Annotated in this window: 12 protein-coding genes; 10 read left to right on the forward strand and 2 right to left on the reverse strand. The window is 60.3% G+C overall.

Annotation, left to right across the window (positions count from 1 at the left end; all coding sequences use genetic code 11):
• The 5 genes from ROR01S_RS15825 to ROR01S_RS15845 are packed head-to-tail and all read left to right on the forward strand — an operon-like array spanning window position 1 to window position 5413.
• Window positions 1-894, forward strand: coding sequence for an ABC transporter permease (locus tag ROR01S_RS15825; protein WP_004859224.1), 894 nt, complete (start codon window positions 1-3; stop codon window positions 892-894).
• 2 nt (window positions 895-896) lie between these two features.
• Window positions 897-1940 (forward strand): ABC transporter ATP-binding protein, encoded by a 1044-nt coding sequence (locus ROR01S_RS15830; RefSeq protein WP_004859228.1) that lies wholly within the window; start codon window positions 897-899, stop codon window positions 1938-1940.
• Window positions 1930-2940 carry an ABC transporter ATP-binding protein gene (locus ROR01S_RS15835; RefSeq protein WP_032716838.1) on the forward strand — a complete coding sequence of 337 codons (1011 nt, stop codon included), beginning with the start codon at window positions 1930-1932 and terminating at the stop codon, window positions 2938-2940. Before ROR01S_RS15830 ends, ROR01S_RS15835 begins: the two co-directional genes overlap by 11 nt.
• A 30-nt stretch (window positions 2941-2970) precedes the next feature.
• On the forward strand, window positions 2971-4155 hold the full coding sequence (locus ROR01S_RS15840; protein ID WP_015584944.1) for an amidase: 1185 nt from the start codon (window positions 2971-2973) through the stop codon (window positions 4153-4155).
• Window positions 4145-5413 (forward strand): Zn-dependent hydrolase, encoded by a 1269-nt coding sequence (locus tag ROR01S_RS15845; protein ID WP_004859237.1) that lies wholly within the window; start codon window positions 4145-4147, stop codon window positions 5411-5413. Before ROR01S_RS15840 ends, ROR01S_RS15845 begins: the two co-directional genes overlap by 11 nt.
• A 173-nt stretch (window positions 5414-5586) precedes the next feature.
• On the opposite strand, the gene pdxR is transcribed toward ROR01S_RS15845, so the two are convergent.
• Window positions 5587-7053 carry a MocR-like pyridoxine biosynthesis transcription factor PdxR gene (gene pdxR / locus ROR01S_RS15850; RefSeq protein WP_064359671.1) on the reverse strand — a complete coding sequence of 489 codons (1467 nt, stop codon included), beginning with the start codon at window positions 7051-7053 and terminating at the stop codon, window positions 5587-5589.
• A gap of 232 nt (window positions 7054-7285) precedes the next feature.
• Here pdxR and ROR01S_RS15855 point away from each other — a divergent pair, with 232 nt between their 5' ends.
• The 4 genes from ROR01S_RS15855 to ROR01S_RS15870 are packed head-to-tail and all read left to right on the forward strand — an operon-like array spanning window position 7286 to window position 10261.
• Complete coding sequence (locus ROR01S_RS15855) at window positions 7286-8137, forward strand: transporter substrate-binding domain-containing protein (protein ID WP_004859243.1); 852 nt, start codon at window positions 7286-7288, stop codon at window positions 8135-8137.
• Between the two features lie 48 nt (window positions 8138-8185).
• Entirely contained in the window at window positions 8186-8827 is a 642-nt protein-coding gene (locus tag ROR01S_RS15860) for an amino acid ABC transporter permease (protein ID WP_015584941.1), read from the forward strand.
• A gap of 14 nt (window positions 8828-8841) precedes the next feature.
• A complete protein-coding gene (locus ROR01S_RS15865) occupies window positions 8842-9507 on the forward strand; it encodes an amino acid ABC transporter permease (protein ID WP_004859249.1) in 666 nt (221 codons plus the stop codon).
• The gene (locus ROR01S_RS15870) at window positions 9500-10261 is read left to right on the forward strand and encodes an amino acid ABC transporter ATP-binding protein (protein ID WP_004859252.1); all 762 of its coding nucleotides are present in this window, start codon (window positions 9500-9502) and stop codon (window positions 10259-10261) included. Before ROR01S_RS15865 ends, ROR01S_RS15870 begins: the two co-directional genes overlap by 8 nt.
• A gap of 583 nt (window positions 10262-10844) precedes the next feature.
• On the opposite strand, the gene ROR01S_RS15875 is transcribed toward ROR01S_RS15870, so the two are convergent.
• Entirely contained in the window at window positions 10845-11609 is a 765-nt protein-coding gene (locus tag ROR01S_RS15875) for an SDR family NAD(P)-dependent oxidoreductase (protein ID WP_004859254.1), read from the reverse strand.
• A 180-nt stretch (window positions 11610-11789) separates the two neighbouring features.
• Between ROR01S_RS15875 and ROR01S_RS15880 the strand changes: the two genes are divergently transcribed.
• Window positions 11790-13127, forward strand: a complete 1338-nt coding sequence (locus tag ROR01S_RS15880) for an aspartate aminotransferase family protein (protein ID WP_064359672.1) — start codon at window positions 11790-11792, stop codon at window positions 13125-13127.
• The last annotated feature ends 268 nt before the right edge of the window (window positions 13128-13395 follow it).

Below are 13395 nucleotides of genomic sequence, written 5' to 3' on the forward strand. Positions count from 1 at the left end.
ATGGTGGATACCGCGACGACAAAAATGGCGCCGGCTTCTCCGGTTGTGGCTGTCCGGCAGGGCTACTGGCGCGGCGTGTTTCGCCGCCTGCTGCGCGATCCCGGCGGCCTGATCGTCGGCACCCTCATTTTGCTGCTGCTGGCGCTGGCGCTGTTTGGCCCGTGGCTGATAGTGAAAGACCCTTATCAGACTTCGATGTTTTTACGCCTTAAACCTATCGGCAGCGACGGTTTTGTTCTGGGTTCTGATGAACTGGGCCGCGATATGCTGTCGCGCCTGATTCTCGGCGCCCGGCTGTCGCTGTTTATGGGCATTGTTCCGGTGGTGTTCGCCTTTTTCATCGGCGGCGCCATCGGCATTATCGCCGGCTATGCGGGCGGTAAAACCAATACCCTGATTATGCGTACCGTCGACGTGTTTTACGCTTTCCCTTCGGTGCTACTGGCGATTGCGCTCTCCGGCGCGCTGGGGGCGGGCATTGGCAATGCGCTGCTGTCGTTGACGCTGGTGTTCGTGCCGCAGGTGGCGCGGATTGCGGAAAGCGTTACCGCCCAGGTCCGCCATATGGACTATATCGAGGCCGCCCGCGCTACCGGGGCCAGCGCCTTTACCATTATTCGCGTCCAGGTCCTCGGCAACGTGCTGGGCCCGATTTTTGTCTTCTCCACCGGCCTGATTTCGGTATGCATGATCCTCGCCTCCGGCCTCTCTTTTCTTGGCCTGGGCGTGCGGCCGCCGGAGCCGGAATGGGGATTGATGCTCAATACCCTGCGCACGGCCATCTACACCCAGCCGTGGGTGGCGGCCCTGCCGGGACTGATGATTTTTATCACCTCCATTTCGTTCAACATCCTCGCCGACCGCCTGCGCACGGCGATGGCGATTAAGGAGTAACGATGCAACCTTTTATCAATATCGACCTTGGCGGCCCGGCTCAGCCGCTGCTGAAGGTCAATCAGCTGTTGAAGTATTTTCGTGCCGGTGGCGCAAAAAGCCGTGAAGTGGTGCAGGCGGTGGATAACGTCAGCTTTACGGTGATGAAAGGTGAAACGCTGGGCGTGGTAGGGGAGTCCGGCTGCGGCAAATCGACGACGGCACGCCTGCTGATGCAGCTGCTTAATCAGGACAGCGGCGAGCTGATCTTTGATGGCCTGACGGTGGGGTCCTCGCGCCTGCCGATGAAAGAGTATCGTCGTCAGGTACAGATGGTGTTTCAGGATAGCTATGCTTCGCTCAATCCGCGTATGACGATGGAGGAGAGTATCGCCTTCGGCCAGCGCGTACACGGTGTGAGCGCCAAAGAAGCCAGCGAATATGCCCGCTATCTGCTGGCCCACGTAGGCCTCGAACCCGAACGTTTTGCCCACCGCTATCCGCATGCGCTCTCCGGCGGCCAGCGTCAGCGAGTCAACATCGCCCGCGCCCTGGCAATGAAGCCGCGGCTGGTTATCCTCGATGAGGCGGTGTCGGCGCTGGATAAATCGGTAGAGGCGCAGGTTCTGCAGCTGTTGCAGGAGCTAAAACGTACCCTTGAGCTGACCTATGTGTTTATCAGCCACGATCTGCACGTGGTGCGCTGGCTATCGGATCGCATTCTGGTGATGTATCTCGGCGAGGTAGTGGAAATTGGGCCGGCGGAACAGCTGTTTACCCGCTCCGCTCATCCTTATACCCGCGCATTGCTCAGCTCGATGCCGTCGATGGACCCGCAAAACCGCACCCTGACCTCGCCGCTGAACGGCGATCCGCCGAGCCCGATATCACCGCCTTCGGGCTGTCGGTTTCATACCCGCTGCCCGCACGCCAGAGCGGTGTGCGCCGAGGTGAAACCGAAGCTCGAAAGCGTCGGCGAGGGGCATCAAAGTGCCTGCCTGATGGCCCAGCCGTCGTCGCCCTGGCATCAGAACATCGCCATTCAGGAGGTGAGTCATGTCGCATGAGGCTTTTGTCCATATTCGCGATCTGCGGGTGGAATTTCGCCGCGATGGCCAGACGGTGAATGCGGTTAACGGTGTCTCTTTTGATGTCCATAAAGGCGAAGTGATGGCGTTGATCGGTGAGTCGGGGTCCGGTAAAAGCGTCACGTTGAGGGCGCTGATGCGCCTGCATCCGCCTACAAGCAGCGTGCTCTCGGGGACGCTGCGCGTCGGCGATGAGGAGGTACTGAAGATGAGCGCTTCCCGGCTGCGGGCCTATCGCGGCGCCCGCTGCGCGATGATTTTTCAGGAGCCGCTGCTGGCGTTTGATCCGGTGTATACCGTCGGTCAGCAGATCGTTGAAGGGCTGCGTCGCCATGAAGGGCTGTCGCGTCAGGCGGCGAGGGAGCGGGCTCTGGAGGCGCTGCGTCAGGTGCGGATCCCCAGTCCGGAACGACGGCTGGATGCCTACCCGCACGAAATGTCCGGCGGTATGCGCCAGCGGGCGATGATTGCTCTGGCGCTGTCGTGCAATCCGCAGCTGCTGCTGGCGGATGAGCCGACCACCGCGCTGGACGCCACGGTGCAGATCCAGATTCTGATCCTGTTGCGCGAGCAGCAAAAGCAGCGCGAGCTGGCGATTATCTTTGTGACTCATGATATTGGCGCCGCGGTGGAGATAGCCGACCGGGTGGCGGTGATGTACGCCGGACGGATCGTTGAAGAGGCGTCGATGACGGATATTTTGTCCCGTCCTCGCCATCCCTATACCCAGGTGCTGCTGGGTAGCCGTCCCAAAGACGGGTTGAAAAAAGGCGACGCGCTGCATTGCATTCCCGGTTCGCCGCCGGATCTTTCCCGCCTGCCGCCGGGCTGCGCGTTCGCCGACCGTTGCCCGCATGCGAGACCCGTTTGTAGGCAAACTCAACCCGTGACCGAACAGGTGGGACAGCGTCATGTGGTGAGTTGCCATCGCTGGCGAGAACTGACGTCGGGCGTCGAAAAACCGGCGCTGTATGCCTGAACGGTCGACCGAGTAAAAGAGGTGATACGCATGCAGGATGATAATCACGCATTTATGCCTTACCCGCCGCAGCCGGTACCCCACGCGCTGAGCGGGCCGCTCAGCGGGATGACCTTTGCCGTCAAAGATCTGTTTGATGTTGCGGGCTATCCCACCGGCGGCGGTAACCCACATTTACTGGCGCTCTCCGGCATTAAACGCCGCACGGCGCCGGTGGTGCAGCGCCTGCTGGATAACGGCGCACGTTTTATCGGTAAAACCCACACCAGCGAGCTGGCCTACTCGATGAGCGGCCACAATGTGCATTACGGGACGCCGCGCAACGGCGCTGCGCCGAACCATATACCCGGCGGTTCGTCATCCGGGTCGGCGTCGGCGGTGTCGAACGGCGTGTGCGATTTTGCGCTGGGCACCGATACCGGCGGGTCGGTGCGTACCCCGGCAAGCTACTGCGGCTTGTTTGGCCTGCGCCCCACGCACGGGCGCATTTCGCTCGACGGCTGCCAGCCGCTGTGCGCCACGATGGACACCTGCGGTTTCTTCGCCCAAACGCCGGAGGTCTTTCGGGCGGTCGCTGACTGCCTGCTGGACGCGAAGCCTCCGGCGATTGCCGGCGTGGCGCTGGCGTGCCATGACGCTCTTTTTTCCCGCCTGCCGCTGCGTAGCCAGCAGGCATTGTTGCCCGTCCGGCAGCGGCTTGAGCGCGTTTTTGGCACCTTCACGCCGCTGAATGCGTCGCTGCCGGACATCGATGAGATCTACCTCGCCTTTCGGCAGATTCAGGGATTTGAGGCCTGGCAGGCGCAGGGGGAGACGATAGAACGCTATGGCCTGCAGCTGGGGCCGGATGTACGCGAACGCTTCTTATGGGGAAAAGCGGTGACCCCGGCGCAGTATGAGGCCGCCTGCCAGCGGCGGGAGCACTTTACCCGTTGGTGGGATGCGCTGTTGGGCGACGCGATACTGGTTCTGCCCACCGTGCCCGACGGTGCGCCGCTGCTGACGGCGCAGGCTGAGGAGATTGAGACCACCCGGCGTCTTTCCCACGATTTATTGTTGATTTCGGTGATGACCCGACGTCCGCAGGTGACGCTGCCGGTGGCTCAGGCCGGCGGTCTGCCGCTGGGCATCTCTTTTTTAGGGCCGCGCGGCAGCGATCGTCTGCTGGTGGAGCTGGCCGTTGCATTTGCGCAAGGAGACAAAGATGAGCAGTGAGGTTCTTTTTACCCCGGTTGCCGGGGCGACGGGGTGGCGTATTAACGGGGAACGGTTATGGGATTCATTGATGGCGCTGGCGGAAATCGGCGCGACGCCGAAGGGCGGCTGCTGTCGCCTGACGCTCACCGATCTCGACCGACAGGGACGGGATGTAGTCATCGGCTGGGCGCAAGAGGCGGGGATGAGCGTCACGGTTGATAAAATCGGTAACGTGTTTATGCGCCGGGAAGGGCGCAACCCGCTGCTGCCGCCGATTGTCTCCGGAAGCCATATTGATACTCAGCCTACCGGCGGGAAATTTGACGGTAACTACGGGGTGCTGGCGGCGCTGGAGGTGGTGCGTACGCTGAACGACCTCGATATTGAAACCGAAGCGCCGATTGAAGTGGTGTTCTGGACCAATGAAGAAGGCTCGCGTTTTGTGCCGGTCATGATGGGGTCTGGGGTCTTTGCCGGAGTATTCCCGCTGGAAACAATCTATGCCGCGCAGGATGCGCAGGGAAAAACGGTGGGCGAGGAGCTGGCGCGTATCGGTTATGTCGGCAGCCAGACTCCCGGCGATCATCCGATCGGCGCCTACTTTGAAGCCCATATCGAGCAGGGACCGATCCTGGAAGATGAAGAGAAAATCATCGGCGTGGTGCAGGGGGTGCTGGGGATCCGCTGGTACGATTGCGTGGTGACGGGGCAGGCATCTCATGCCGGGCCAACGCCGATGCGCCTACGTCAGGATGCCTTGCAGGTAGCGACCCGGATTATGCAGGAGGTGGTGGCGATTGCCGGGCGTAGCGAAGAGGGGCGCGGTACCGTCGGGATGGTGCAGGTCTATCCCAACAGCCGCAACGTGGTGCCGGGCGAGGTCACCTTCTCCATCGATATGCGCAATATCAGCGACGCGGCGGTCGATGAGATGGACCGCCAGCTGCGGGCTTTTATCACCCGCGTGCAGCAGGAGAGCGGCCTGGCGGTGACGTTACAGGAAGTCAGCCATTACCCGGCGGCGCCGTTCCATCCGGATTGCCAGCAGGCCATTGCCGATGCGGCGGCGCGACTTGGCTATCCGGCGCGGGAGATCGTCTCCGGTGCCGGGCATGATGCGGTATATATGAGCTATCTGGCGCCGACGGGGATGATCTTTATTCCCTGCAAAGACGGGATTAGCCATAACGAAATCGAGTACGCCTCTCCCGGGCACGTTACCGCCGGCGCAAACGTGCTGCTGCAGGTCATGCTGCAGTACGCGCAGGTGGCGTAACCCGCCGCCCGGGATCTCCCCGGCTGGCGCGACGCTTAGCCGGGCAATCCGACCGCACGCCCCTGTAGCCCCGGTAAGCGCAGCGCCACCGGGGGATTTCTCCGGATGACGGCGCGCGCACCTTATCCGGGCTACGGAATGCAGGATGCGCGGGGGGCGACGACAGACTTCGTTTACCCCAGCTGCGCCAGCTGGTGGCACAGTACCTCGACGCCGGGCGCAATCGCATCGGGATTGATAGCGTGAAAGCCCATGCGGAAAAAATTTTCCGGCGGGTTGGCGTTGAGAAAATGGCGCGCGCCGGGTTCAATCAGCACCCCGGCATGGGCGGCTCGCCAGGTCAGCTGCTGGGTATTGATCTGTTTCGGTGTCGCCAGCCAGAAGGCATTGGCATGTTCACTCCCGGGAATAATCCGGCACTCCGGCAGGTAGCGGTGCAGCGCATTATTCAGCCGCTCCCAGCGCTGGGCGGAGTCAAAGTGGTAGCGGCGCAGGTGGGTTTCATAGTGCCCCTGGGCGAGAAAATGGGCCATCTGATACTGAATATTGGTGGGCGGGTGGCGGTAAATCAGCCGCCGCAGCGCGCGGGCTTCATCAATCAGGTCCGGGTCGGCCACCATAAATCCCAGCCGCAGGCCGGGAGACAGCGCCTTCGACAGGCTGCTGACGTAAATCACCCGCCCGCTACGGTCGCTGGCTTTCAGTGCCGGTAGCGGGTTCAGCATAAAATTACTTTCCGAGTCGTAATCATCTTCAACGATCACCGCATCGTGGCGGGCCGCATGTTCCAGCAGCTGGCCGCGCCGCGCCTGGCTCATCGCCACCCCCGTCGGCACCTGGTGGCCGGGGGTGACGTAGTAGTAATCGCAGGGAGCATCGTCGAGCACGATCCCTTCTTCGTCCACCGGGTGCGGCACGATGTTGGCGTCCGCCAGCAGGAAGGTATTAATCGCCTCGCGGAAGCAGGGATTCTCGACGCCGATCCGGGTTGTGGACGACATCAGCAGGCGGGTGAGCAGGTAGAGCGCGTTCTGCGAGCCGAGCGTAATCAGGATCTCATCCGCTGCGGCGACGATGCCGCGCTTGGGCAGCACCCGGGTGCGGATCTGCTCAATCAGCATCGGGACGTCCTGGTCGATGTGATCGACGACCCAGGCCGGATCGCGCACGCCGCCGTGCAGCCAGTTGGCCGCCGAACGCCAGGTGGTCAGCGGAAACTGGCGGGTATCCGGCTGGCCATAGATAAACGGATAGCGATAATTCATCCAGCCGGCGGGTTTAAGAATCGACTCCTGCTGGCTGGGAGTGATTTGCAGTCGCGCGCCCCAGCGTGGTGCAGCGCGCTCGTCATCCGGTGCATCCTGCACGGCAACCGTCGCGGCGGAATGCTGATAGTCGGGATGCAGATAGTATCCGCTGCGCGGACGGCTGATGAGATACCCTTCGCTGACCAGACTCTCAAAAACCAGCGCCGTAGTATTGCGCGATACCCGCAGCTGGCTGGCCAGCTGACGGCAGGAGGGCAGCGGCGTGTCGGCGGAAAAAATACCGCTCAGAATGGCGTTAACCAACGTCTCCCGCACCTGCTCCTGTAAACCGCGACGTTGGTCGAACTCGACGTGCAAAAGGTGACGGATCATGCGGGGCTCCTTACGTGAATACTCTGTCTACCCTGCAGCAAATTCCATACCACCCTGAAAAAGTCTGACACACGGACGCAACGAAACTGGCTCTATCCGGAAAACAAAAACGCTCCCTACAGTAAAAACGCATTCATCAGTCGCGGAACGGAACTTCCGTCGGCACAAGTTTTGCAAAACCTTTTCATGTTCGGGAATGAACACGTCTGGCGAATTAATTAGGGGTGGATTGATGAACAAATCGTTGGGTTCAATGTGTCTGGGCGCCGTTATGGCACTGGCTTTTTCTTATCACGCAGCGGCAGCAGATCTCCCGGAAATTGAAAAATCCGGCACCCTGAAAGTCGCGACCGAAGATGATTACGCGCCGTTTAACTTTATGAGCAACGGCCAGGCCGATGGCTTTAACAAAGATATGCTGGAGGAGCTACGCAAGTATGCGAAATTCCACGTCGACCAGAGCATCCTGCCGTGGACCGGCCTGTTAGCGGCGGTCTCCACCGGTCAGTACGATATGGCGTTAACCGGCGCGGTGATTACCGACGATCGACTTAAGGTCTTTGACTTCACGCCGCCGTGGGCCTCGGCGCAGCACTATTTTGTCAAGCGCGCTGGCGATAACTCTCTCAACACCATCGCCGATTTGAGCGGCAAAAAAGTGGGGCTGCAGGCGGGCAGCGCGCTGCTGGCGCGACTGCCTGAACTGAAAGCGATGCTGGAAAAAACCGGCGGCAAGCTCGGGCCGGTGGTGGAGTATCCCTCCTATCCGGAAGCCTACGCCGACCTTGCCAATAAGCGCCTCGATTACGTGATTAACGTGGTGATTTCCGTCAACGACCTGGCGAAAGCCAAACCGAAGGTCTTCGCCAAAGGACTGGCGGTGTCCGGCCCGGGCTATATGGCCTGGCCGATTCCGAAAAACTCACCGCAGCTTTTGGCCTACATGACCAAATTTATCAACCATATGCGCGAAACCGGCAAGCTTGCAGAGCTGCAGAAAAAATGGTTTGGCGAAACCTACGATAACCTCCCGACGGAAGCGATTACCAGCCCGGAACAGTTCCATAAACTGGCTGGTTTGTAACATTTTGCGGCGGGTCACCGCCGCGTTTTTAATCCACAGGAGGGCCATATGGATGTAATTTCCTGGCAGTTATTGATTGAAGGCGCATGGACGACCCTCTGGATTTCGGCCATCGCTATCGCCTTTGGGGTGGTGATTGGTCTGCTGATCGCGCTGGTGCGGATGCTGCGTCTGCCGATTATTGACCAGCTGCTGGTGGTCTATATCAGCCTGGCGCGCGCCACGCCGCTGGTGACGCTGGTGCTGTTTCTGTTTCTCTCGCTGCCGACGGTGGGGATTAATCTGGATAAAAACGTGGCGGCAATCGTGGCGCTGACCCTCAACACCTCGGCTTTTAACGCCGAAATCTGGCGCAATGCGTTCCGTACCTTCCCGCGTGAACAGCGTGAGGCGGCAGAATCCGTGGGGATGCGCCGCTGGACCTATTTTCGCTACATCATGCTGCCGCAAATGTGGATCGAAAGCCTGCCGGCGCTGGTGAACGAAATGTCTTTCCTGATTAAAGGCAGCCCGGCGATTGCGGTGATCGGCGTGGTCGATTTGACCCGCGTGACCAACCGCATCTCATCCGTCACCTATGAGCCCCTGTCGCCGATTCTTGCGGCGGGTCTGCTTTATGTCGTGATAATCGGCATGCTGCTGAAGCTGCAGGGACTGGCGGAACGTAAAGCGAAACGCCTGGCACGATAACAACCGGAGGATCTATGAATCAGTGGGCCATTATCTGGTCAGCGCGCGACAGCTTTATTGCCGGCCTGATCGCCACTCTTGAGCTATTCATTCTGGCCGCCGTTGTGGGGTTAGCCATTGGCATTGTGCTGTGCTATTTGACCGAATATCAAAAGCGCTGGCTTAACCGGGTGATTATCGGTTTTGTCAGCCTGATGCGCGCGATTCCGTTCTTAATCCTCGCCTATCTGCTCTATTACGGCCTGCCGGAAGTGGGGATCAGTATGGACGCCTGGAGTGCCGGCCTGGTGGCGCTGATGATCTACCACGGCGCCTATTTCTTTGAAATCCTGCGCAGCCAGCGTCGGGTCTTCTCCGCCGGATATATTGAGGCCGCGGTGGCGCAGGGCTTTTCACGTTACCAGATATACCGGCGGATTATTTTGCCGAATATCGTCTCATCGGCGCTGCCGCTGCTCGGCAACCAGCTGATTATTTGCCTGAAGGATACCGCTTTTCTCAGCATTATCACCGTTCAGGAAATTACCGCCGCGGCCAACAGCGTGCAGGCGACCTGGTTCATCCCGTTTAACGCTTTTATCGTCGCGATTGCACTCTACTGGGCGATCAGCATTTTGCTGGAGTTGCTGATTAAGCGACTGAGCGCCCTCGGAGCCAGAAGAGGAATGAGTCATGCCTGATACCACTGCAGTAAGCATTAAAAACGTCTCTAAGCAGTTTGATAATATTGAAGTGCTGCGCGATATCAACCTGACCGTCGAAAAGGGATCGGTGGTCAGCATTTTGGGGTCGTCAGGTTCCGGTAAGTCGACGCTGCTGCGCTGTATGAACTGGCTGGAACAGCCGGACCGCGGGGAGATTCATATCGGCGGCCAGCGGCTGGGGATCGATGAACAGAATGGCAAAGCCATGTCCCATCGCCAGCTGTCGAAGATTCGTGAGCGGGTGGGGATGGTGTTCCAGAGCTTTAACCTGTGGCCGCACCTGACCGTGCAGCAGAACGTCAGCGAAGCGCTGCTCCACGTCAAAGGAATGAAGCGCGATGAAGCGTCTGCAATCGCCATACAGCAGCTGGAAAAGGTCGGGATGGCGCACAAGGCCGACGCCTGGCCGATTACCCTCTCCGGCGGGCAGAAGCAGCGGGTGGCCATTGCCCGTTCGCTGGCGATGTCGCCGGAAGTGATTCTGTTTGACGAGCCGACATCGGCGCTGGATCCCGAACTGGTCAACGAAGTGTTGGGAGTGATGAAGGCGCTGGCGGCGGAGGGCTACACCATGGTGGTGGTGACTCATGAGATGGATTTTGCCCGCCAGGTATCGGATGAAGTGGTGTTTCTCGAAAAAGGGCTGTTGATTGAGAAAGCGCCGCCGGAGAAATTTTTCACCAACCCGGATTCTGAACGCGTACGCCAGTTTTTGCAGAGCCGCCGCTAATACGAGGGGCCCGATCGCCTGCGGCCGCTCTCCCCGGTGGCGCTGCGCTTACCGGGGCTACGGGGTTGTGCGGTCAGGGAGTCTGGATAAGGCGCATCGCGCCGCTATCCGGGAAACTCCCCCGGTGGCGCTGCGCTTACCGGGGCTACAGGATTGTGTGGTCGGGAAGTCTGGATAAGGCGCATCGCGCCGCTATCCGGGGAGGTGTTCCGGCAGCAAGGTATTTGGTTCCGTTCACCATCCATTCACAGAACTGTTTCATCGTGGCACGTGAACGGATAAAGGGGGAGAAACCCTCTCCTGCTTCACCATCCCCACGGTACGGCAAAGAAATCGGCGCTGCGCTCGCCTCCCGACGCTCAACGCGATGCTACTCCTCCCATCCCTGGCGTCCAGCCCCTGCCTGCCGAGCTCCGGTTCGCTGATTTCAGCGGATACCGGAGCATCGCGGGAAGTCTTGTTGTTGCAGAATGACTTAAGTTGCTGTCAGCGCTTTTCTCTGGCCGCAGGCGGCCGGAAACAGGTAGCCCCGGTAAGCGCAGCGCCACCGGGGAGGGGGGAGATCAATCGGGCGGGTCTACAATCAATCCCGGTCAATAGCGAATGGCTGCCAGGCCTGGCGCACCGGCATCACTTCTACGCGGTTGATATTCATATGATCCGGTAAGGTGGCGATGTAGAACATCTGCCCGGCGATATCCTGCGCGCTCAGCGGGGTGGTGCCGCGATACAGATTATCGGATGCCGCCTGGTCGCCTTTAGTGCGCACGAGAGTGAATTCGGTCTCGGCAATGCCCGGCGCCAGATCGGTCACCCGCACCCCGGTACCGAGTAAATCGCAGCGCAGGTTGTAGCTGAACTGCTTCACAAACGCTTTGCTGGCGCCGTAGACGTGGCTGCCCGGATAGGGCCACTGACCGGCAATGGAGCCGACATTGATGATACTGGCGCCGGCGCCATGCTGAATGAGCGTTGGCAGCAGCGCGTGGGTGACGTTAACCAGGCCGGTAACGTTGGTATCGATCATCGTTTTCCAGTCCTGCAGGTCGACCTTCTGCGCCGGCTGCGGCGCCAGCGCCAGCCCGGCGTTGTTAATCAGCGTTTTGATATCGGCAAAGGCGGCGGGCAGCTCTGCCACCGCGGCGGCAACGGCCTCGCTGTCACGCACGTCCAGCTCGATAATATGTACCGGCACCAGCAGGCTCAGCCGGTCATACAGTTTTTGCAGGCGCGCCAGGCGGCGGCCGCTCAGCACCAGCGACCAGCCCGCTTCGGCAAACACCTGTGCCGCTGCCTCCCCAAAACCGGAGGTGGCCCCGGTAATAAACACTACGTTGTTGGTGGTCATTTCACTCTCCTGTGCGCATTGTTGCCCTCACTATAAAAACGCCGCGAGCGGCGACACAGGGCCAGTTGTCAGGTGGCGTTGTGACACGGTGTCACAACCTTTTCGAGCGACTGGCTCTATCCCTTTTTCCGTCGGGCGACCAATGATGGAGCCAACAACAATGACATCAGAGGGCAGGGTATGAAGCTGGCAATACAGAACGATGTAACGGTAAGCAACGATGACGTTCGCCAACTGGATCGCGCTTATGTTTTCCATTCGTGGTCGGTACAGGGCAACATCAACCCGCTGGTGATTGCCGGGGCCAGGGGCTGTGAACTGTGGGATTATGAAGGCAAAACCTACCTTGATTTCAGCAGTCAGCTGGTTAACGTCAATATCGGCTATCAGCACCCGCGCGTACTGGCGGCGATGAAAGCGCAGCTGGAGGAGCTGGTGACAATTGCGCCGGCGACCGCCAACCTCGCCCGCGGCGAAGCGGCGAAACGCATCGTCGAGCTGGCGCCGGAAGGCTTCAGCAAAGTGTTCTTTACCAATGCCGGAGCCGACGCCAACGAGAATGCTATCCGCATGGCGCGGCTCTATACCGGACGCGATAAAGTGCTGTCGGCCTATCGTTCATACCACGGCAATACCGGCAGCGCGATTGCCGCCACCGGCGACTGGCGCCGGGTGCCGAACGAGTACTCGCGCGGCCACGTTCACTTTTTCAACCCCTACCTCTATCGCAGCGAATTTAATGCCGTGACGGAAGAGGAGGAGTGTCAGCGCGCGCTGGCGCATCTGCGCAGAATCATTGAGTGCGAAGGCCCTGGCGCTATTGCCGCCATTTTGCTGGAGTCAATTCCCGGAACCGCTGGCATTCTGGTGCCGCCTGATGGCTATATGCAGGGCGTACGGGCGCTGGCCGACGAGTTTGGTATTGTGCTGATCCTCGATGAGGTGATGGCCGGGTTTGGCCGTACCGGCAGCTGGTTTGCCTTCGAGCAAGATGGCGTGGTGCCGGATCTGGTGACCTTTGCCAAAGGGGTTAACGCCGGGTATGTGCCTGCGGGCGGCGTGCTGATTAGCGACCCGATTGCCCGCTATTTTGACGACCATTTCTTTGCCGGTGGCCTGACCTACTCCGGCCATCCGCTGGCGATGGCGGCGATTGTGGCGACGATCGACGCCATGAAAGAGGAAAACATCGTCGAAAACGCGGCGCAGGTGGGGAATCACGTCCTGCGTCCGGGGCTGGAGGCACTGGCGGAAAAACATGCGATCATTGGTCATGTCCGCGGCCGCGGGCTGTTCCAGGCGCTGGAGCTGGTCAGCGACCGCGAAGCTAAAACACCGCTAACCGCGGCGGATATGGCGGCGATTAAAGGGGCCTTAACCGAAGCCGGTCTGCTGGCCTTTGTGGTGGAAAACCGCATTCACGTGGTACCGCCCTGTACCATCAGCGCCGAGCAGATTGCGAAAGGGCTGGCGATTTTTGACAGCGTATTCGCCCGCTTCGCCACGCTGGCGAAATAAGCCAACCTTGTTCCCGGATAGCGGCGCGATGCGCCTTATCCGGGCTACCTGACCGCACGACCCCGTAGCCCCGGTAAGCGCAGCGCCACCGGGGAGTTTCCCGGATAGCGGCGCCAGCGCCTTATCCGGGCTACCCGACCGCACAACCCCGTAGCCCCGGTAAGCGCAGCGCCACCGGGGAGTTTCCCGGAGAGCGGCGCCAGCGCCTTATCCGGGCTACCCGACCGCACAACCCCGTAGCCCCGGTAAGCGCAGCGCCACCGGGGAG

The sequence above is a fragment of the Klebsiella ornithinolytica NBRC 105727 = ATCC 31898 genome, from assembly GCF_001598295.1.
In the GTDB taxonomy this organism is placed as follows: domain Bacteria; phylum Pseudomonadota; class Gammaproteobacteria; order Enterobacterales; family Enterobacteriaceae; genus Klebsiella; species Klebsiella ornithinolytica.